Below are 19,589 nucleotides of genomic sequence, written 5' to 3'. Positions count from 1 at the left end.
GGTGAGGGTAGTCCGAGAACCGGTTGGCACCCAGTGGGGGGTGATCGCATTATTTTCGATCACCACCCAACCCGATAGGAGAGTTCCTGCGTGCGGTAAGGGTAAAGCGGGCGCTAATGGGCTATCAGAAGAGCACCTTCGCCACATCCGCGAACTTCTTCGCGAAGTGCACGGTAATCCCTTCCTTCAGATAATCCGGCAACTCCTCGAAATTACCCCGGTTCGGCTCCGGCAAAATCAGCTCGAAAATCTTCTGCCGCCGCGCCGCAATCACCTTCTCGCGCACCCCGCCGATCGGCAGCACGTGCCCGGTCAGGGTCAGTTCGCCGGTCATCGCCACGCCTTTCTTCGGCGGCTGATTACGTGCGAGCGAGAGCAGGGCGCTGGCCATGGTCACACCGGCGCTTGGGCCGTCTTTCGGTGTCGCGCCTTCCGGTACGTGCAGGTGGACAAAGGCTTCGTCGAAGAATTTCGCGTCACCGCCGAACTGTTTCAGGTGCGAGCTGACGTAGCTGTAGGCGATCTCCGCCGATTCCTTCATCACATCACCCAGTTGCCCGGTGAGTTTGAAACCACGGTTAAGCGTGTGAATCCGCGTCGCTTCGATCGGCAAGGTCGCGCCGCCCATGCTGGTCCAGGCCAGACCGGTAATCACGCCGGTGCCGGACAGTACTTGTTCGTTGCGGAACACCGGATGACCCAGTGACGCCTCCAGATCTTTCGGCCCGAGTTTGATCACCGCTTTCGGCTCGTCGATCAGCTTCATCACCGCTTTGCGCACCAGTTTGCCCATTTGCTTTTCCAGCTGGCGCACGCCGGCTTCACGGGCGTAACCGTCGATCAAGGCCTTGAGCGCGCTGTCGCTGATGCTCAGGCTGCCCTTGGACACGCCAGCCTTTTCCAGCAGTTTCGGCCACAGGTGGCGCTTGGCGATGGCGACTTTTTCTTCGGTGATGTAGCCCGACAGGCGAATCACTTCCATGCGGTCCAGCAACGGGCCGGGAATCGAATCGAGGGTGTTGGCGGTGCAGACGAACAGGACTTTCGACAGGTCCATGCGCAGGTCGAGGTAGTGGTCGAGGAATTCGACGTTCTGCTCCGGGTCGAGGGTTTCCAGCAGCGCCGAGGCCGGGTCGCCCTGGTAGCTTTGGCCCATCTTGTCGATCTCGTCGAGCATGATCACCGGGTTCATCACTTCGACGTCTTTCAACGCCTGCACCAGTTTGCCCGGCTGCGCGCCGATGTAGGTGCGGCGGTGGCCCTTGATTTCGGCTTCGTCGCGCATGCCGCCGAGGCTGAAGCGGTAGAACGGCCGGCCAAGGGACTCGGCGATGGATTTGCCGACGCTGGTTTTACCCACGCCCGGCGGGCCGACCAGCAGCACGATGGAACCGCTGATTTCGCCTTTATAGGCACCGACAGCGAGGAATTCGAGGATGCGATCCTTGATGTCGTCGAGGCCGGCGTGGTGTTTGTCGAGGACTTTGCGTGCGTGCTTGAGGTCGAGTTTGTCCTCGCCATACACGCCCCACGGCACCGAGGTTGCCCAGTCGAGGTAGTTGCGAGTGACCGCGTATTCCGGCGATCCGGTTTCGAGGATCGACAGTTTGTGCATTTCTTCTTCGAGGCGCTTCTGCACCTGCGCCGGCAGGACTTTGCCTTCCAGGCGCTGTTCGAACTGTTCGAGGTCGGCGCTGCGGTCGTCCTTGGTCAGACCGAGTTCCTGCTGGATGACCTTGAGTTGTTCCTTGAGGAAGAACTCGCGCTGATGCTCGCCGATCTTGCGGTTAACTTCCGCCGAGATCTCTTTTTGCAGGCGCGCGACTTCGACTTCCTTGCGCAGCATCGGCAGGACTTTTTCCATGCGCTTGAGCATCGGCACGCAGTCGAGCACGGCTTGCAGCTCGGGGCCGGTGGCGGAGGTCAGGGCGGCGGCGAAGTCGGTCAGCGGCGATGGATCGTTGGGGCTGAAGCGGTTGAGGTAGTTTTTCAGTTCTTCGCTGTACAGCGGGTTGAGCGGCAGCAGTTCCTTGATCGCGTTGATCAGCGCCATGCCGTAGGCCTTGACCTCGTCGGTCGGCTCGGTCGGCTGGTGCGGGTATTCGACTTCGACCAGATACGGAGGGCGGTGGTGTTTGAGCCAGGTCTTGATACGCACGCGGCTCAGGCCTTGGGCGACGAATTGCAATTTGCCGTTTTCGCGGCTGGCGTGGTGGACTTTGACCAGGGTGCCGTATTGCGGCAGGGCGCCGGTGTCGAAATGGCGCGGGTCTTCCTGGGGCGTGTCCATGAAGAACAGGGCCAGGGAGTGGTGTTCGGATTTGCTGACCAGTTCGAGGGTTTCGGCCCACGGTTCTTCGTTGACGATGACCGGCAGGACTTGCGCGGGGAAGAACGGGCGGTTGTGGATCGGGATGATGTAGACCTTGTCCGGCAGGTTTTGGCCGGGCAGGGCGAGGCCTTTGCCGGAGGAGGTGTGTTCGATGTGTTCGGCTTCGGTTTCGGTGTAGTCGTCTGGGTTTTCCGGGAATTCTTGCTGGTCGCTCATGGGGCACCTGCGCAATGGAGTATGGGTCTTAGATGGGGCAGGCTTGGGGTGGTTTCAATGGCGGGGGATGTTTCTGCTTGTGTGTTCAGGGTTTTGACAGGGTTTCTTTGGTCTTGGCGGCCTTTGGGCCGACCATGTTGTGGTGGTCTGGTATGTATATCCGTTGCTGCGGTAACGGCTTCTTAGGGTTCCGCCCTTACGGCGGGTCACTTTTTCCAGACGCCGAAAAAGTAACCAAAAAGGCTTGCTGGTATGACTCACCCACATAGGTAACAAAACAGTTCAAGCACATAGGTAACAGTTTTTAACTGGCACTGGTCGATTCCGAGGATCTGACCATGCCGTGGCGAGAGCTGAAACCTATGGACCTTAAAGTGATGTTCATCGCCGACTATCTGTCCGGTCGGCTCAACTTCAGTCAACTCTGTGCGGCTCACAGCATCAGTCGCAAGACTGGCTACAAGTGGGTGGCCCGCTACAACGCGGACAGCATCAATGGCTTGGCGGAGTGCAGTCGCAAGCGTCATTCTCAAGCACAGGCTGTGCCGTTTGCGGTCAAAGAAGCCATTCTTGAGCTGCGGCGCCAAGGTCAAACCACGCCGGGCCCGAAAAAGATCCAGACAGCCCTGCAAGAGCGGTTTCCAGATCAGCCGCCGCCCTCCAAAACCACGATCTACAACGTGCTTAAAAAAGCGGGGCTAGTGGTGTCTCGACGGTTGCGTCAGCGTGTCGCTGTCTATCCAAAACCACTCCAGAAAGCCGACCTTCCTAATCAGCTCTGGAGCGCTGATTACAAAGGCCAATACCTGACAGGAGACGGTGTCTGGTGTTACCCGTTGACGGTAATGGATCACGCCAGTCGATTTTTACTGGCTTGTGAAAGTATGCCGAGCACGACTTTCAAGGACGCCAAAGCCACCTTCGAACGGTTATTTAAGACGTATGGGATGCCTGAGCGGATCCGCACTGATAACGGTGTCCCTTTTGCCAGCGGCGGGCGTGCGGGGTTATCACAATTATCCATTTGGTGGGCTCGTCTAGGCATCATTCATGAGCGGACTCAACCTGGGCGACCTGAGCAAAACGGACGGCATGAACGCATGCACCGCACGCTTAAAAGTACATTGCCAAGACCGCCGGAAATTGAGTGGGGAGCTCAGCAGAAGCATTTTGATCTGTTCATGCAGCACTATAATCATGAGCGTTTTCATGAGGCATTGGGGCAGAAAACCCCGGCCTCTTGCTACATCAGCTCTTCACGGGTATTTCCGAGAAAGTTGCCGGAGATGAAATACCCCAGCCATGTTGAGGCATACCGAACGGACTCCAACGGCGTAGTGAACAAAGGAAGGCTCAGAATCTATGTGGGCTATGTCCTGAAACATCAGATAGTCGGATTGGAGAGCATCAGCGAGGGTGTTTGGGACATCATCTTTGGGCCTGTTCTACTGGGACGTGTTGATGAACGAGACGCTAAGGATGGTTATCTGACGCTCAAAGTAATCAAAAATAAGTGATCAGGTGTTACCCATGTGCCTGAACTTAACTGTTACCTATGTGGTTGTCCCGTTCATGCTCCTGCGTGCGGCCCGCTCGCTGGGGCTCGGGGTTCCTTCGCTCCGGGATCGATCCGGGCGCAGCGCCTACGGTTTGCTTCGCTGCACCTCCTCTCGCTGGGTTTGGCTGCGCCAAACGGTCGCTGCGCTCCCACGCCCGGATCAATCCCTCCACTCAGCCTTCCGACGTCGCCCGTGGATCAAGATCAAGAGCTGCAGCCGAGCTAACGCTCATCCTGTTGAGTGGTGGAAGAGCATGCATGCGGTCGGCTTTTGTTCGGCGTTGAATTCACCCCTCACCCCAGCCCTCTCCCCTAGGAGAGGGAGCCGATTTGTGATCTGGTCAAACGATACTGGACACAGTTATAGGGTTTTGTTCATTTCTCATGCCGCCAGGGCCTCCATGGCTACCGGAGTCCTATAACCGTTGTGGCTGTGCAGCCTGATCCGATTGTAATAGTGGGTCAGGTAGCGCAACACATCGGTACTGGCTTCGTCTTCGTTTCGGTAGCCGGCCTTGGGTATCCATTCAGATTTCAAACTGCCAAAGAAACGTTCCATCGGAGCGTTATCCCAGCAGTTTCCCCGTCGACTCATGCTTTGTTTTATCCGCATGTCCGACAACGTTTCACGGAACATTTTGCTGCTGTAATGACAGCCCTGATCCGAATGGAACATTAAGTTTTCAGGCCGTCCTCGCGACTCGAAAGCCACCTTCAAGGCTTGACAGGTTAGTGCTGAATCCGGGCTTCGGGACATCGCCCAGCCGACGATGCGTCGGGCATGCAGATCAAGTACCGCAGCCAGATAAACCCAGTAAGTACCCGCCCAGATGTAAGTCACGTCGCCACACCACACTTGATTGGGCGCCTCGACGTTGAATTTACGCTCCAAATGGTTAGGGGCGTATTGAGCCTCCGCGCCGCTGGGTTTGTAACGATGCCTGCGCCGTTGCTGGCTCTTTAATCCAATTTCGCGCATCAGGCTACGAGCCATGTAGCGACCTACAGACTCCTTTTCGTTACGCAACGCCTCTGACAGGCCTCGCGCGCCCATCGAACCGCGACTTTGCTGATGCAGTTCAACAGCCTTGATCTTGAGGCGATCGCGTTCAACATCAACTTTTGTGCCCTGTTTCAACCGGTCGTAAAAACTGCTGCGGTTGATTCCAAACACACCACACAACTCGGTTCTTGGATATTGCTCGCTTAACTCCTCGACCAGCCTTATCGATCGAGGGAATCCGACATCAAGAGAGCTGTAGCCTTTTTTAAGATTTCTTTCTCACGCTCAATCCGTCGGATTTTTGCTTCCAGTTCCTGAATGCGTTGTTGATCGGGTGTCATGGCCTTGGATCTTTCGGGCGTCTTGCCGTTGCGCTCCTGGCGCAACTGCTCAACCCAGCGGCGCAGAGCGGTCGGGCCCACCCCCATCGCTTCGCAGGCCTCACTTACTGAATAATCTTTATCCAGTACCAAGCAAGCCGCGTCCCGTTTGAAATCTGTCGAAAAGTACCGTCTAGTCAAAATTACACCTCGTCGTTGGGCGTAGATTACGCCCTTCAGGGGTGTCCAGAATCATTAAGCCAGATCATTTGTGGGCTTTTCAGAATCTGAGTTCGACTCGGTATCTCACGTCGGTGTACATCTCCCAAACACCTCGAGCAGTCCCCTCTCCCTTTGGGAGAGGGTTAGGGTGAGGGGCTTTTAGCTGTGTGGCGGAGGTTGGGGGATTTCGTGGTTATCCAGCACGCGGTTCACGGCCAGTTCGGCGAGCATGATGATTTGCTGGATCGCCATAATCGTCCGGCGTTGAGGGAGGTCGATGTAGGCGGCGATGTCGCTGGTCATGAGGCTGGCCTGGGCCAGGGATTCGCAGGCGTGGACCAGCAGGCTTTCGCTGTCCTGGTCGGGGGCGACCTGGAACATGGTGCTGGGTTTGTGGAAGCGCAGGGTCAAGGCGTTGGGCTTGAGGTAGTGGTCGAGGGCGCGTTCGGCGGCTTCGTGGAATTTCTTCGAATCGGGGGATTCGTAGGGCGAGGTGTCGGTAGTTTCGGGGGGATTGGGTGTAGGCTTTTTCATAGTGACGCTCCGAATGATAAGTGGGGCTGTCACTCTCATTCGCCGCGACGCGACTGAGGGTGGCAGCTGTACGCGGGTTCGCGGACCGAGCCATTCGGCAATCTCGGCATACCCGAAGGTATCCCGCGCACAGCCACCATCAAACCAGACAAAAAGCATCTGAGCGCTTCAGTTTGGGCCGGCGATTATGCATCAAATCGAATGAACTGCTCGGGCCGCGACGCCCGTTCGCTGAATTTGCAGCGACCCCCAGAGCCTATCCAGCCGATTTCCGAGGCACAACCGACGCGACTTGTCGGAAAACTCCGCGCAATTCCCGGCGTCTGTAGGACAAGCACAATTCTTACAACCCCACACATTCCAACCTGTAGGAGCTGCCGAAGGCTGCGATCTTTTGATCTGGCTTTTAAAAACAAAGTCAAAAGATCGCAGCCTTCGGCAGCTCCTACAGGGTGGGTTGGCATGCACAAAAAAGGCGATGTCCCTCACGAGACATCGCCTTTGTTTTACCGCCGCTAAAGCTTATTCCGGCAGTTTGTACGCAATCACATAGTCACCCATTTTGGTGCCCAGCGAGCCGTGACCGCCCACAACGAGCAGCACGTATTGCTTGCCGTCCTTGCCTGTGTAGGTCATCGGAGTCGCTTGACCACCTGCTGGCAGACGCGATTTCCACAGCTCTTTACCGCTGTTCACGTCATAGGCGCGCAGGTACTGGTCAAGGGTGCCGCTGAGGAAGCCGACGCCGCCAGCCGTGACCATCGAACCGCCCATGCTCGGCACGCCGAGGGTGAAGCCGATCGGGATCGGCGAGCTGTCGCGGCTGGTGCCGTTTTTGCGTTTCCACACAACCTTGCCGGTGGTCAGATCGATACCGGCGACGTAGCCCCAGGCCGGGGCCTGGCACGGTACGCCGAATGGCGACATGAACGGGTGCATGATCACCGCGTAGGGCGCGCCAGTGTTTGGCTGCACGCCAGCGGTTTCGCTTTCGCGTTTGCTGCCGGCGGCGACTTGCTCGCGTGGCACCATTTTCGAAACGAAGGCCATGTAGTTCGGGCTGGTGAACAGCATTTGGCGAACCGGGTCGACCGAGACGCCGCCCCAGTTGAACACGCCAACGTTACCCGGGTAGATCAGGCTGCCCTGTTCTGACGGCGGGGTGTACTGGCCTTCGTAACGCAGTTCTTTGAACTGGATGCGGCACAGCATCTGGTCGAACGGGCTCGCGCCCCACATGGCTTTTTCGGTCAGTTCCGGGGCCAGCAGGTTGAGGTCCGAACGGGCCTGGGTCGGTGCGGTGTGGTCGCCTTTCACGGCGCCTTGCGGGACCGGGATTTCCTTGATCGGGATGATCGGCGTGCCGTCACGACGGTCGAGGACGTACAGGCTGCCCTGTTTGGTCGGGGCGATCAGCGCCGGTTTCACGCCGTCGGCGGTTTTCATGTCGAGCAGGGTTGGCTGGCTGCCAACGTCCATGTCCCACAGGTCGTGGTGGGTGAACTGGTAGTTCCAGCGCACTTTACCGGTGGCCAGGTCCAGGGCTACGACGCCGGCGCTGAATTTCTCGGCGCCCGGGGTGCGGTCAGCGCCCCACTGGTCTGGGGTCTGGTTGCCCAGTGGCAGGTACACCATGCCAAGTTTTTCGTCGACGCTGGCCAGCGACCACATGTTGGCCGAGTTGCGGCTGTAGGTTTCGCCCGGTGCCAAAGGCTCGGTGGCGTCTGGCTTGTCGCTGTCCCAGTTCCACACGAGATGGCCGTCGCGCACGTCGAAAGCGCGGATCACGCCCGATGGCTCGTTGGTCGATTCGTTGTCGGTAACGTGACCGCCCATGATCACCAGATCACGGGTGATCGCCGCTGGCGAGGTGGAGTAGTAACCACCGGCGGTGAACGGGCCGATGCCTTGGGTCAGGTCAACCACACCTTTGTTGCCGAAGCCTTCGCAGATTTTGCCGGTGTCGGCGTTCAGCGCGATCAAGCGAGCATCAGCAGTTGGCAGGTACAGACGACGCGGGCACGCCTGAGCAACGGCTTTGCCGGCTTCGGAAATCACAGCGGACGCTGCGTTTTCAGTTTTGGCGTACGCGGCTTCGTCGTAGTACGACACGCCACGGCAGGTCATGTGCGCGAAGCCTTTGAAGCCCACCGGGCTCTTGATCTGCGGGTCGAAGCGCCACAGTTCTTTGCCGGTGTCCGGGTCCAGGGCCAACACTTTGCTGTGCGCGGTGCAGGCATAGATCATGCCGTTGGCTTTCAGCGGGGTGTTTTCGTTGGTCAGCTCGACCGGGTCATCAGCGGTCGGCAGGTCGCCGGTCTGGATGCGCCAGGCTTCTTGCAGCTTGCCGACGTTGGCCGGGGTGATCTGCTTCAGCGGCGAGTAGCGGTCACCGAATTCGGTGCGGCCATAGGCCTGCCAGTCGCCATCGGGCATGGCTGGCGCGGTACTGGTGGTGTCCGCGGTGTCGCGGCCCAGTTCGCCGAAGGTTTCACCCGGGTGGGTGAACAGGCTGGCCAAAGCGGTGACGCCGGCCAGAATCACGGCCACGGTCAGACCGCCAGTGCCCATCGGCGCGGGGCCTGCGAGCAGCAGTGGACGGCGGAACCACGGCAGCAACATCACGAAGCCGAGGACAAACCACAGGGCCAGACGTGGCACCAGTTGCCACCAGTCCAGACCGACTTCCCACAGCGCCCAAACGGTGCTGGCAAACAAGACGAGGGCGTACAGGCCCAGTGCCGCGCGACGGCGCATCAGCATCAGAATGCCGCTCAGCGCAATGCCGATACCGGCCAGCAGGTAGTACAGCGAGCCGCCGAGCATGCTCAGCTTGACCCCACCGGCCAACATGGCCAGGCCCATCAGTAGAAGCAGAATGCCGAGCAGGCTCGGTAGCAAACGGCCCCGACTCGAAGCACTTTCGGTGCTCATAGTGTGATTCTCCGTGACGTTTATGTAGTCCCGCGCTGTAGTCACTTTAGATGACGATTTGGCACAGGCATGGTTCAGATAAAAACTTGTCTAGCTAACGAAATTTCCTGTGGGAGCGAGCCTGCTCGCGAAAGCGGTGTGTCAGACGACTTCTTTGGTGAAGTTGAAATTGCTTTCGCGAGCAGGCTCGCTCCCACATTGGATCTCAGTGACTTTCTAGAACGAGGACTGGATCTTGATCCCGCCGATCAGGGCGTCGTCGACGTCGTTCACGCCACCGGGGTGGCGGATGTATTGCAGGTTCGGGCGTACGGTCAGCCAGTTCGTCACGTGCACGCCGTAATACAGTTCGGCGCTGTATTCGGTGTCTTGCGGCGGCAGGAAGGACGGGTCGTCGTAGTCGTACACGGCGTTGGCGCGGTTGCTGGCTTCAGCGTTTTTGCGATAGGCCGGGTTGACGTGCACGCGGGCGAGGGCGAAACCGATGTCGTCCTTGGCGCGCGCATCGAACGGGCCTTTGTAGGTGATGCCGGCCTGCACGTAGTTGTCGATCGCGTTGGTTTTCTTGTCGTGCATCGTGCCGTTGGCGAACACGCTCAGGCCGCGACTGTTGTCGCTGGCCACGCTGGTGATCTGCTGCTGAATGCCCAGCCACACGCCGTGCTTGCTCGACGCGCTGCGATAGGCTTCACCGCTCAGCGCTGCCGGTTGGCCATTGTTGTCCTTATAGACGTCGCTGGCCTTGGCGTTGCTGTAATAGTAACCGGCGCGGTATTCGCCCGGCAGGCCGTTGAGCTTCGGCGTCCACACCAGTTCGACCGGCAGGATCGCACCCTGGGTGCCGCTGCCGCTGAGTTTGAAGCCGTTGCCGCGATCGAGGTTCGACGGGTTCTGTTCATAAGCGCCGACCTGCGCGTACAACTCTGGCGTCAGGTGATATTTGACGCGCAGTGCCCATTGGCTGACCGGCCAGTTGTACCAGATGCCGCCGACCCAGTTGCCGACCTGCGAGCCGCAGAACGCCAGGTTCTGGAAGTCGCACGGGAAGCTGTTGAAGTCTTCGCCTTCGCCGAAACGGCCGACCTTGATGTCGAGCTTCTGATCGAAGAATTTCTGCTGGTACCACATCTGCGTCAGGCGCGTGGTCTGGCCACGGCCCCAGACTTCCTGGGCCGAGGTGAAGCCGCCCACGCGCGGATCGTTGATGCGATCGTTGCTGATGTTGTTGCCGCTGCGTTTGGTAATGGTCAGTTGAAACTCGGCGTCGTCCCAGCCGAGGATCTTTTGCAGGTCCAGATGCGTGCCGAGGCCGAACTGGTCGCTGTAGCGCGCGGTGCGGTCGTGGTCGTAGCCACCGTGCAGGTTACTGCCCATTTCGCCGGTGTAATCGAGTTTGAAGTCGTAGCCTTTTTCCGAGAGTTCGGGGCGCGTGCCGTTCCAGTCACCGAGCATGTACGGTGATTCACTGTCGAACGCGGGAGCCGCTTGAACACAGGTGACGAGGCCGAGAGCGGTGCAGCCGCCAAGGGTGCGCAGGGTTGAGATAGCGCTGTCTCGGGAGAAGGAAAAATCGGGCATGGCGAAGTCTTTTTTTGGTGTTTTGGGAGTGCAGGCTGAGTGCTTCAATAGGTCGCAGGCAGTGAAGCGATTCAGCCGAAGGGCGGCAGGATAATGATCTGTAACAAAAAGACAAAGGGCTTTTGCTGACATGCAGCCTTTCGGATTCGGTAACAGTGCGGCAAACGGGCGCATTGTCGGGCCGGGCGCAGGCTGCGATCTTCACCGGTTGGCCTACATTTGAAGGAAGCCCTTCCACCGCAGCACCCCCTCGGCTAAGGTGCGCGGCTTCTGCATTTTTCACTTCGCCCAAAGGCCTGGCATGAACGAACAAACCCCCGATCCGCTGCACGGCGTGACCCTTGAACAGATCCTCAACGCCTTGGTGAGCCATTACGAATGGTCAGGGCTGGCCGAGCGCATCGATATCCGCTGCTTCAAGAGCGATCCGAGCATCAAGTCGAGCCTGACGTTCCTGCGCAAAACCCCATGGGCGCGGGAGAAGGTCGAGCGTTTGTACGTCAAGTTGATGCGCACCAAGCGACCGCTCTGACATGGACGCTGGCTGGCGGCGCCGTCGCCTGATCACCCTTGTCGCCGTGTTGGGCTGGGCCGGATTGGCCATTCAGCTTTACCTGATTTTCTTCGCGCGCTTGAGTGTCGGTGCCAGCCTGTTGGGCGGGCTGGTGAGTTTTTTCAGTTACTTCACGATATTGACCAACACGCTGGTGGCGACGGTGCTGACCTGTGCCGTGACCGAGCGAGAATCCGCTGCACGCCGTTGGTTTTTGCAGCCGTGGGTGAGCAGTGGCATTGCCGTGAGTATCGCTGTGGTGGGACTGGCCTACAGCATTTTGCTGCGGCACTTGTGGCACCCTGAAGGGTGGCAATTTATTGCCGATGAATTGCTGCACGACGTGATGCCGCTGCTATTTCTGGGCTATTGGTGGTTTTGCGTACCGAAAGGCACATTGCGCCTGTGGCATCTGCCGTTGTGGCTGATTTATCCACTGGTGTACTTCATCTATGCCTTGCTGCGCGGGCATTTGCTCGGGGCGTATGCGTATCCGTTCATTGATGTGGCGGTGCTGGGTTATCCACAGGTGTTGATCAATGCCGGGGGGATATTGGTGGGGTTTGTGCTGATTGGCTTGGCCCTGATCGGCCTCGACCGCTGGCGGTTCGCACGAAGTTAAAGCCACTGTAGGAGCTGCCGCAGGCTGCGATCTTTTGATCTTGCCTTTTAAAAACAAAATTAAAAGATCGCAGCCTGCGGCAGCTCCTACAGGGGGCTCACTCCTCTTCGGAACCTTCGGCGCGCCAGTAACCGACGGCTTTCACCAACTTCTCATCCAGCCCGTGCTCATCGAGCAACACCCGGCGAATCTGCCGCGACACTTTGGTCTCTGTCGCCACCCACGCGTACAGATTGCCTTTGGGCACCTGCAATTGCTTGACGGTGGTCAGCAGGTTGTCCTGGCCGCCCTCGCGCAACACCCAGATCACATTGACCTGCGCTGCGCTTTCCAGCACTTGCTGCTCGGCACCGTTCTCCACCTCGATCACCACCAGCGCCTTGCGATTGGCCGCGAGGCCTTCGAGGCGGCGGGCGATGGCGGGCAGGGCGGTTTCGTCGCCGATCAGCAGGTAGCTGTCGAAAATATCCGGCACGATCATCGAGCCGCGCGGGCCGCCGATGTGCAGGAATTGTCCCGGTGCAGCTTGCTCAGCCCAGGTCGACGCAGGGCCGTCGCCGTGCAGAACAAAATCAATGTCCAGTTCCAGCGCATCGAGGTCGTAGCGACGCGGGGTGTAGTCGCGCATCTCGGGCGTCGGCCCGTCGTTCTTGCCACCGAGCACCATGGTTTCCAGCGCCGCTGTCTGTTCGGCGTTCTGCGGGAACAGCAACTTCACATGATCATCGGTGCCGAGGCTGATGAACCCGGCCAGCTCCGGCCCGCCGAGGGTGATGCGGCGCATGCGCGGGGTCAGGTCGACCACACGCAACACTTCCAGCTTGCGCCGTTTTATTTCGTACATCACGCGGTGAATGGTTTGGGTATCGACTGCAGTCATTCGGCTTTCTCCGGGGCAGGTTGAACGGCAGGGCCGTCGACGATGGCTTTGGCGGTGTCGTTGAGCAGGTCACGCACACGCAGAATTTCTTCGGCGCTCCAGCGCCCGTGGTGCATTTGCAGGGCATGGCGCAGGTTGTGCACCGCCTCGTGGATTTCCGGCGGCCGATCATGGCCGCGCAGCGAGCGCTTGCTGACGTCGATGCGCATGCGTACGCCATCGAGTGCCACGGCTTGTTCGCTCAGGGACAGGCGCCCGGCATCGGTGACGCTATAGCGTTTTTTGCCGCCCTCGGCGTCGCCGGTAATCAGTTCGCTTTCTTCAAGAAAGGTCAGAGTCGGATAGATCACGCCGGGACTGGGGCTGTAGGCGCCGTCGAACATGCCTTCGATCTGGCGGATCAGGTCGTAGCCGTGGCATGGCTGTTCGGCGACCAGTGCCAGCAGCAGCAATTTCAGATCGCCGGGGGCGAATACTCGCGGGCCACGGCCGCCGCGTTCGCGGCCCGGGCGCTTCTCAAAGCCGTCGCGACCGTCGCCGTGTTCGCGGTGGGGGGAATGATGGTCTCTCATTTTTGTCTTCTCTCGTCGTGTTTAGATACAACTTAAGATATATCTTTACGTGCTGGCAAGACGTTTTTTGCTCATGCTCCTCACGTCACGACGAGCGGCGCTGGCAACGAAAATTGCAACAGGGCGATTTTTGCCGCTGATCGGCCAACGATAACTTTGAAGTTAAAGTCAAAACTCTATTAATTCGAGCAAGTATTCTAAAATCTGCACTTGTGCCTGCTATACAGGGGCGAAGTTGCTGTATGGTTTTTTAACTTAAATTGTATGTAGGGCATGACTTACAGTTACTGTTTTGAAAGTTGGATTTTCGTTCTTTTTTCTTGCGGGTCATGGGGTTGTTGAACTACGCGGTTATCGGAAGTTACTTGCTTACTTTCCAGAGACAACAGCCGATGATGCCCCGACATTGAAAGTTCAAGTTTGACCTGGCTCAACTCGGGCAGCGACTCGGGCAGTGCATGTCTTGAACTTTCAATGTTCATCCCCTATCAAGAAAACAGGTACATAACGATGTTCAAGAAACTCGCAATCGCCGCTCCACTGGCTCTTCTGGCACTGGGTTCCACTGGCGCATTCGCCGCTGGTGAAGCGTCGCACTCGATCAGCCTTGTCGCGCATGTGCCGACCAACGGTTTCTATGTGGTGCCGACCGATCCGGATCTGGTGAACAAAGATCAGGACATGAGCTATCAGCCGACCACCGGCAAAATGCGCGACGTCAATGGCTTCTTCGATGTGCGCAACAACAATGGCTCGGTACACGCCAGCCTGGAAAGCCAGCCGAAACTGGTAGCCGGTAACACCTCGATCGACCTGCAAGTCTTGCTCAATAACAAGGAACTGACCCTGACCCCGCAAATGGTGGTGGGTGAGTCGGAGTCCGACGTCAACTACCGCGCACCGCTGAAAATCTCCGCCCGTGGCAGCAACTTCCAGCCTGGCGATTACACCGGTTCCGTGGCGATGATCTTTGATGCCGTGCCGCCGATTGCTGGCAACTGATCGCATTGATCGGGCACTAAGCGTGCACTTTTAAACGTGGCGCTAACCGACGGGGCAGGCAGCAATGTTTGCCCCGGCGGACTTTCCTTGTTTGTAAATCAGAGTACGAGTTCATGTTCCCGATGACACCCATCGCGGCTGCGCTTGCGCTGTTGTTTTGTGCCAGCGCAGCCGTGGCGTCCAACTCCACCGGAACCACACCCCGCAGTCTGCTGGCGCAGGCCAAGGGTTTGCCGGCGGATTTCGAAGAGCATTTCTTTGATGTGCCTCTGGCGGTACGGGTCGAAGTCGATCAGCAACCGCTGGGTGAGGCCATGGTGGTGTTGTCCCGCGATGATCGCATCACCCTGCTCGAATTCACCGACACCAGCGAAAACCGTTTGGGCCCCGCCGAACGCGAAAAGTGGGCGAGTTTTCTCAAGCCCGGTGTGCCACTGGGGGCGTGCAGTGGCTCCTGCCCGGACCAGTTTCTGGCGGTGCACTACAACCTGGAAAACTCGCTGGTCTCGATTCTTACCGAGAACGCCGAACGCGATGTCGAGGCCAAGCGTTATTACGAACAGCCCGACAGCGGCAGTCACGGCTTGATGGTGCGTAATCAGCTCAATCTCAATGGCGGTCAGGACCAGGATCTCGGCGGACGCTTTGGCCTAGAAGCCAGCTCAAGCCTGGGCAACTGGAGCCAGACGCTGAATCTGCAATTGGCCCGCCTCGGCGGTCCGGACGACAAGCTTTATCACGCCATTCAAGAGCTGCACACCCAGCGCGAACTGCAAGGCAGTTTTTTCCGCCTGGGCTATTTCACCCCCAATTCCGAAGGGCTGACCCGTCAACCGCGCACGTTCGGCACCAGCCCCGACACCGCCGTCGGTGTGATGTACGGCAGCTCCGACAGCCTGGCCATCAACAGCCCGATGCCCAGCGTTTATCCGATCTACGTCACTGCCAACCGCCAGGGTTCGGTGGAGATCTGGCGCGACGGCCTGCTGATCAATACCCAATCGGTGCCGGCCGGTTTGCAGACCCTCGACACCCGACCATTGCCCGGCGGCATTTATGAAGTGGAAGTGCGGCTGATCGAAGACGGCCAGATCACCTCCACCACTCAGGAGTTGGTGTACAAGCCCAACAACTGGCGCAACCTCGACGAGCGCTGGCGTTACAACGTGTTCGCCGGTGAAGAACAGAAACTGCTGAGCAACTGGGACACCCAGGCCAGCGGCAGCCCGACGGCGGGCGCTTCGGTCAATTACTTGCTGCATCCACGGGTGATTCTCGGCCTGTCGGCGCGGCAGATCCGTGAAAAGCTGCAATACGGCACGTCCATCGACTGGACCCTGGCCAACCACATCAGTCTGTACGCCAACGTCTACAAGACCGAGGATTACGGCACCGGTCTCGATCTGCAAAGCCTCTACAACTACGGCGCCGGCAGCATTGTTGTCAGCCACAACCGCAGTTGGCTCGACACCACCAATACCTACGATACGTTGCCCGATGGCACTCGGATCCGGCCGCGCAATGTGTTTATTGGCCAGACCAGTAATTCTTCGTTGGCGCTCAACCATCGCCTCAGCAGCAAGAGTTCGGTCAACGCGCGGGTCTCGCACAGCGAGGGCAATGTCGAAGGGATGGGTGTCGATCTGGGCTGGACCCAGCGCACGATGGTGCTGGGCAGCGATGCCAGTTGGCGCCTGTCAGTCTTTGATCGGCCGGGCAGTTTCAGCAGCGGCGATGCGCGCAATCGCGGGGTCGACCTGAGCATCAACATGGCGCTCGGCGCCCCCGGCCAGCAGATCACCGGCAGTATCGGCTCACGCACGGCCCGCGACGGCACGCGTGACAACAACGCTTCGCTCGGCTGGCGCAAGGATTTTCAGGATCACGTCCTGCAAAACGTCTCGCTTACGGCGCTCACCGACACGTATGGCGTGGGCGTATCCAGCCTGGCCAATTTCCGCACCGATTCGGTCAGCGGCGACGGTTTCATCCAGCGTTCTTCTTACAACGGCAACTTCACCGGCGGCCTCAACGTCGACAGCACGCTGGTGGTCGGCGGGCAGCAGATGCTCATGACCAGTCAGAGCGAAGTGCGCGGCGCCGGGCTGATTGTCGACGTCGAGTCGGACATCGACGACATCGTTCTGCGGGCCGACGATTACAGCGGCGGCGGTGCGGCGTTGAAGCCGGGGCGCAATTTCATCCCGATCACCGCTTACCAGAACAGTTCGGTGAGTTTCGACTTCGAGGGCAACCACGTACCGGCCGCGTCCATCGAGCCACCGCGTACCCGCTATCACCTGAACAAGGGGGGCGTGGAGTACCGCAAGGTCCGCGTGATGAAAACCCTGACCGTGCTCGGCCGACTGGTGGATGGGCAGGGGCGGGCGCTCAAGGGCCACCACGTGATCAACCACGCCAGCCGTGGGGTGACCGAAGTCGACGGGTTCTTCTCGATGGAAATGAATGCCGGCTCACCGACCCTGGAAGTGCGTCAGGGCAACCAGTTGCTGTGTCAGTTCCGCCTCGATGCCGGCAGTCATCGCAGTGAAAACAATGTGTTGATGATCGGCGACCTGCGTTGCACGCCGGACACCCTTGCCGACGTCAATTCCACAGAACAGAAGGCAGGTTGATCCCATGAAGATATTTACAGCTGGGTGTGCATTGGCGCTGGCGCTGGTCATGCCGGCGGCTCAGGCGATTAATCAGGAAATTCGTGCGCTGTTTCGCCCGGATCCTTCGCAGCCAAACAAGAACCTGTTCGAAAACCAGACCGCCAATAGCGGCTATTGCCTGGCTTTTCCCGCGAAATGCGCTGACGGCAAAATGTTCAGCATCGAGTTGCCAGTTCGTTACAGTTCAAACCGCCCACTCATACCGGGTGACGGTATCACGGTGAAAGTCCCCGCAGATTGGCGACGGTTGACCATCACCAATCAGGATACCCAGGAAACGGAGACCGTCGAGGTACGTATCACCGGCGTCGGCTCCACTTATGTGCTGGGTGATCGGGTGGAGGAGATCACTGGCATATCACACACCGGGCAGGCACATGACAAGCTCTGGAGGTCTGGAACCGGTTGGCTTTATGCCCCTTCGCCTTGCGTCGGCAGCGGCTTGTCGGGGTTTAACAGCACTATTTACCGTTTTTTCTGGCATACCCCGGTGGAGGCGTCTTGCGCCAAAAATACCCTTTTCCGTATCCCCTCGATGGTCTTCGACAAGCTCGATTTTGCCTATGAGCTAAAGACGCCTAATCCGTTGAGCATGTCGAGCGGTCTGTACACCGGATCGATTACTTACACCATGGGTCCAGGGGGCGATTTCCATATGGGCTACATGATGTTCCCGGACGACGAGACTCTGACCCTGGACTTCGTGCTGGACGTACAGCACACCCTCAAAGTCGATCTCCCGCCGGGTGGCAACAAAGTGTCGCTGGAACCCGAAGGCGGATGGGCGCCGTGGATCGACAGCGGGCGCAAGCCGAAGCGTATCTTCCGCGATCAACCGTTCTTCATTTCGGCGTCTTCACGCTTCAAGGTGATGATGCTGTGCGATTCCCTGGGCGGTCCTTACTGCACCCTTGGCAGCCCCTTGGGCAACTCCGTTCAGGTCAAGGTCTCCATGAGCTTGCCGGCGGGAATTGACGGCCCCGGCAACGCCCCGGTCAACAGGATTCCATTGAGTTTCAACAACTGGGCCGGCCCGTTCCAGCCCAGCCTCTATGTCGAGCGCAAGCCCGGCGCGATGCATTTCGAGCTGGACCCGTTTGCGATCGATTTCCTCCTGCGCCCCGGCCTCAACGACCGGCTGCGCGGCAACATCACCATTATCTGGGACTCGGAAGCATGAGCGCTCCCGTCCGGTCCTTTTCGACATTCATGGAGTTGAACGCGATGAACCGTGGTTTTCTGCTGGGCGTGCTCAGTGTGTTTTGCCTGACGGCGCAGGCCGGTCCGCAAATCAACGTCGGCACCGTCTACGACTATCTCGACGCCGATAAAAGTACCTACCTCAAACGGGTGTTCAACAGCGGCGATGCGACTGCGTTCGTCAAGATCAACGTGCTGGAAATCGTCTACGGCGCCGATGGCGTGCCGCAGGAAGTGCCCGTGGTAAATGCCGCCGACGGCGCTTCACGCAACGGCGTGATGGCCAGCCCGGCGCGGCTGATCGTGCCGGCGCAGGGCATGCAGGGCACGCGTTTGCTGTACATGGGCGAGCGTGATCGCGAGCGTTATTTCCGAGTGCGTTTCGTCCCGGTGGTGCCGGAAAAGGAAGACGAGTTCGTGGTCAGCAACGAAGAGCGCGAAGACTACAAAAACTCGCTGTCGGCCGGGGTCAACGTAATGACCGGCTTCGGCACGATCTTCTTTGTGCGGCCCAAGGACGCGCGTTTTGCCACCGTCATCAATGACAGCGAAAAACGCTATGAACTGCGCAACGATGGCAACACCGTGCTGATCGTCGATGAGTTCAAGAGTTGTTCGCTGAGCAAGGAAAGCGACTGCGGCGCAACCACCAAACACCATGTGCTGGCGGGCAAGACCTTTGCCTTCGACAAGGAAAAGGGCCGCGAATACCGCTTCTTTCTGGTCGAAGGCAGTGAGAAAAAAAGCATGAAGATCGCCAGTCGCTAGGTTTGTTTTCCATTGACGCATCGGGTAACCAACATGATCAAGCAATGCACCGTCGCCGCGCTGATGGTCGCCACTGCGCTGACCGGCGCCGGGGCGTGGGCCGCGCGCGAAGAGCACACTTTCGAAGTGTCGCTGACCATTCCCAGCCGCCCGTTCTACATCATCCCGGCAGAGCCGGACTGGATTCACCGACCGCAACGGCTGGAATGGGACCTCCCGCGTTCAACCCTCAACGGGCTGATGCGCAATTTCGATGTGCACCATGACAGCAGCGCAATTGAAGCGCGCCTGGCCTTCGACCCGTACCTGGAGAACGGTCGGCCCGGCGAAGTGATCGATCTGCAGGTCTCCTTCAATGATGTCGTGCTGAGTTCGCACGTGACCCCGCGCCAGGTGCTGTCCGAGGAGGAAGCGGCCAAGGGCAAACGTGTGGCGTTGAAAATCGACCCGATCGAGCCTGCGGAGGGATATCGCCCAGGGGATTACCACGGCACGGTAGTGCTGTTGTTCAACGCCCGGGCGCCGGGAGAGTAGTTGTGGTGGCGAGCCTGCGCGCGATCAGGTGTGTCAGGCACAGTGGATTGCGCCTGTGCCGGCCTTTCCGCGAGCAAGCCCGC

15 protein-coding genes are annotated in these 19,589 nt (G+C 58.9%); 8 read left to right on the top strand and 7 right to left on the bottom strand.

Features of this window, described 5'->3' with window-relative positions; translation table 11 throughout:
• Nucleotides 1-124: 124 nt before the first annotated feature.
• Nucleotides 125-2,548, bottom strand: a complete 2,424-nt coding sequence (gene lon, locus P3G59_RS23295; RefSeq protein WP_277759135.1) for an endopeptidase La — start codon at nt 2,546-2,548, stop codon at nt 125-127.
• Nucleotides 2,549-2,886: 338 nt separating this feature from the next.
• On the opposite strand from lon, the gene P3G59_RS23290 reads away from it, so the two are divergent.
• Nucleotides 2,887-4,065 (top strand): IS481 family transposase, encoded by a 1,179-nt coding sequence (locus tag P3G59_RS23290; RefSeq protein ID WP_277758418.1) that lies wholly within the window; start codon nt 2,887-2,889, stop codon nt 4,063-4,065.
• Nucleotides 4,066-4,488: 423 nt separating this feature from the next.
• Here P3G59_RS23290 and P3G59_RS23285 read toward each other — a convergent pair.
• From P3G59_RS23285 to P3G59_RS23270, 4 genes are all read right to left on the bottom strand, one after another.
• A protein-coding gene (locus P3G59_RS23285; protein WP_277758129.1) for an IS3 family transposase occupies nt 4,489-5,630 on the bottom strand; the annotation gives its coding sequence in 2 pieces (ribosomal slippage) (nt 4,489-5,381 and nt 5,381-5,630; 1,143 coding nt in all).
• Between the two features lie 180 nt (nt 5,631-5,810).
• Complete coding sequence (locus tag P3G59_RS23280) at nt 5,811-6,185, bottom strand: DUF6124 family protein (protein WP_277759134.1); 375 nt, start codon at nt 6,183-6,185, stop codon at nt 5,811-5,813.
• Nucleotides 6,186-6,707: 522 nt separating this feature from the next.
• Nucleotides 6,708-9,119: a glucose/quinate/shikimate family membrane-bound PQQ-dependent dehydrogenase gene (locus P3G59_RS23275; RefSeq protein ID WP_277759133.1), complete on the bottom strand. Its 2,412-nt coding sequence runs from the start codon at nt 9,117-9,119 to the stop codon at nt 6,708-6,710.
• A 216-nt stretch (nt 9,120-9,335) separates the two neighbouring features.
• Entirely contained in the window at nt 9,336-10,697 is a 1,362-nt protein-coding gene (locus P3G59_RS23270; protein ID WP_277759132.1) for a carbohydrate porin, read from the bottom strand.
• A gap of 301 nt (nt 10,698-10,998) precedes the next feature.
• On the opposite strand from P3G59_RS23270, the gene P3G59_RS23265 reads away from it, so the two are divergent.
• Entirely contained in the window at nt 10,999-11,229 is a 231-nt protein-coding gene (locus tag P3G59_RS23265; protein ID WP_007916799.1) for a VF530 family protein, read from the top strand.
• Between the two features lies 1 nt (nt 11,230).
• Nucleotides 11,231-11,872 (top strand): Pr6Pr family membrane protein, encoded by a 642-nt coding sequence (locus P3G59_RS23260; protein ID WP_277759131.1) that lies wholly within the window; start codon nt 11,231-11,233, stop codon nt 11,870-11,872.
• A gap of 97 nt (nt 11,873-11,969) precedes the next feature.
• Here P3G59_RS23260 and P3G59_RS23255 read toward each other — a convergent pair whose 3' ends face one another.
• Complete coding sequence (locus P3G59_RS23255; RefSeq protein WP_277759130.1) at nt 11,970-12,752, bottom strand: siderophore-interacting protein; 783 nt, start codon at nt 12,750-12,752, stop codon at nt 11,970-11,972.
• Complete coding sequence (locus P3G59_RS23250; protein WP_277759129.1) at nt 12,749-13,324, bottom strand: PadR family transcriptional regulator; 576 nt, start codon at nt 13,322-13,324, stop codon at nt 12,749-12,751. Before P3G59_RS23250 ends, P3G59_RS23255 begins: the two co-directional genes overlap by 4 nt.
• Nucleotides 13,325-13,834: 510 nt before the next feature.
• Between P3G59_RS23250 and P3G59_RS23245 the strand changes: the two genes are divergently transcribed.
• The 5 genes from P3G59_RS23245 (at nt 13,835) to P3G59_RS23225 (ending at nt 19,506) form a co-directional block, all read left to right on the top strand.
• Nucleotides 13,835-14,326, top strand: a complete 492-nt coding sequence (locus tag P3G59_RS23245) for a CS1 type fimbrial major subunit (RefSeq protein WP_277759128.1) — start codon at nt 13,835-13,837, stop codon at nt 14,324-14,326.
• 113 nt (nt 14,327-14,439) lie between these two features.
• The gene (locus P3G59_RS23240; RefSeq protein WP_277759127.1) at nt 14,440-16,962 is read left to right on the top strand and encodes a TcfC E-set like domain-containing protein; all 2,523 of its coding nucleotides are present in this window, start codon (nt 14,440-14,442) and stop codon (nt 16,960-16,962) included.
• Between the two features lie 4 nt (nt 16,963-16,966).
• Nucleotides 16,967-18,184 carry a hypothetical protein gene (locus P3G59_RS23235; RefSeq protein ID WP_277759126.1) on the top strand — a complete coding sequence of 406 codons (1,218 nt, stop codon included), beginning with the start codon at nt 16,967-16,969 and terminating at the stop codon, nt 18,182-18,184.
• Nucleotides 18,185-18,228: 44 nt separating this feature from the next.
• A complete protein-coding gene (locus tag P3G59_RS23230; protein ID WP_277759125.1) occupies nt 18,229-18,972 on the top strand; it encodes a molecular chaperone in 744 nt (247 codons plus the stop codon).
• A 33-nt stretch (nt 18,973-19,005) separates the two neighbouring features.
• A complete protein-coding gene (locus P3G59_RS23225) occupies nt 19,006-19,506 on the top strand; it encodes a CS1 type fimbrial major subunit (RefSeq protein WP_277759124.1) in 501 nt (166 codons plus the stop codon).
• Nucleotides 19,507-19,589 lie beyond the last annotated feature (83 nt).

It is taken from the genome of Pseudomonas sp. A34-9, assembly GCF_029543085.1.
In the GTDB taxonomy this organism is placed as follows: domain Bacteria; phylum Pseudomonadota; class Gammaproteobacteria; order Pseudomonadales; family Pseudomonadaceae; genus Aquipseudomonas.
Note: the sequence above shows the minus strand (reverse complement) of the source record. Positions and strands in the feature narration are given on the sequence as shown.

Bases quoted from the DNA above. Each gene is read 5' to 3' on its own strand.
- lon (WP_277759135.1), bottom strand. From the start codon at position 2,548: ATGAGCGACCAGCAAGAATTCCCGGAAAACCCAGACGACTACACCGAA.
- P3G59_RS23290 (WP_277758418.1), top strand. From the start codon at position 2,887: ATGCCGTGGCGAGAGCTGAAACCTATGGACCTTAAAGTGATGTTCATC.
- P3G59_RS23280 (WP_277759134.1), bottom strand. From the start codon at position 6,185: ATGAAAAAGCCTACACCCAATCCCCCCGAAACTACCGACACCTCGCCC.
- P3G59_RS23275 (WP_277759133.1), bottom strand. From the start codon at position 9,119: ATGAGCACCGAAAGTGCTTCGAGTCGGGGCCGTTTGCTACCGAGCCTG.
- P3G59_RS23270 (WP_277759132.1), bottom strand. From the start codon at position 10,697: ATGCCCGATTTTTCCTTCTCCCGAGACAGCGCTATCTCAACCCTGCGC.
- P3G59_RS23265 (WP_007916799.1), top strand. From the start codon at position 10,999: ATGAACGAACAAACCCCCGATCCGCTGCACGGCGTGACCCTTGAACAG.
- P3G59_RS23260 (WP_277759131.1), top strand. From the start codon at position 11,231: ATGGACGCTGGCTGGCGGCGCCGTCGCCTGATCACCCTTGTCGCCGTG.
- P3G59_RS23255 (WP_277759130.1), bottom strand. From the start codon at position 12,752: ATGACTGCAGTCGATACCCAAACCATTCACCGCGTGATGTACGAAATA.
- P3G59_RS23250 (WP_277759129.1), bottom strand. From the start codon at position 13,324: ATGAGAGACCATCATTCCCCCCACCGCGAACACGGCGACGGTCGCGAC.
- P3G59_RS23245 (WP_277759128.1), top strand. From the start codon at position 13,835: ATGTTCAAGAAACTCGCAATCGCCGCTCCACTGGCTCTTCTGGCACTG.
- P3G59_RS23240 (WP_277759127.1), top strand. From the start codon at position 14,440: ATGTTCCCGATGACACCCATCGCGGCTGCGCTTGCGCTGTTGTTTTGT.
- P3G59_RS23235 (WP_277759126.1), top strand. From the start codon at position 16,967: ATGAAGATATTTACAGCTGGGTGTGCATTGGCGCTGGCGCTGGTCATG.
- P3G59_RS23230 (WP_277759125.1), top strand. From the start codon at position 18,229: ATGAACCGTGGTTTTCTGCTGGGCGTGCTCAGTGTGTTTTGCCTGACG.
- P3G59_RS23225 (WP_277759124.1), top strand. From the start codon at position 19,006: ATGATCAAGCAATGCACCGTCGCCGCGCTGATGGTCGCCACTGCGCTG.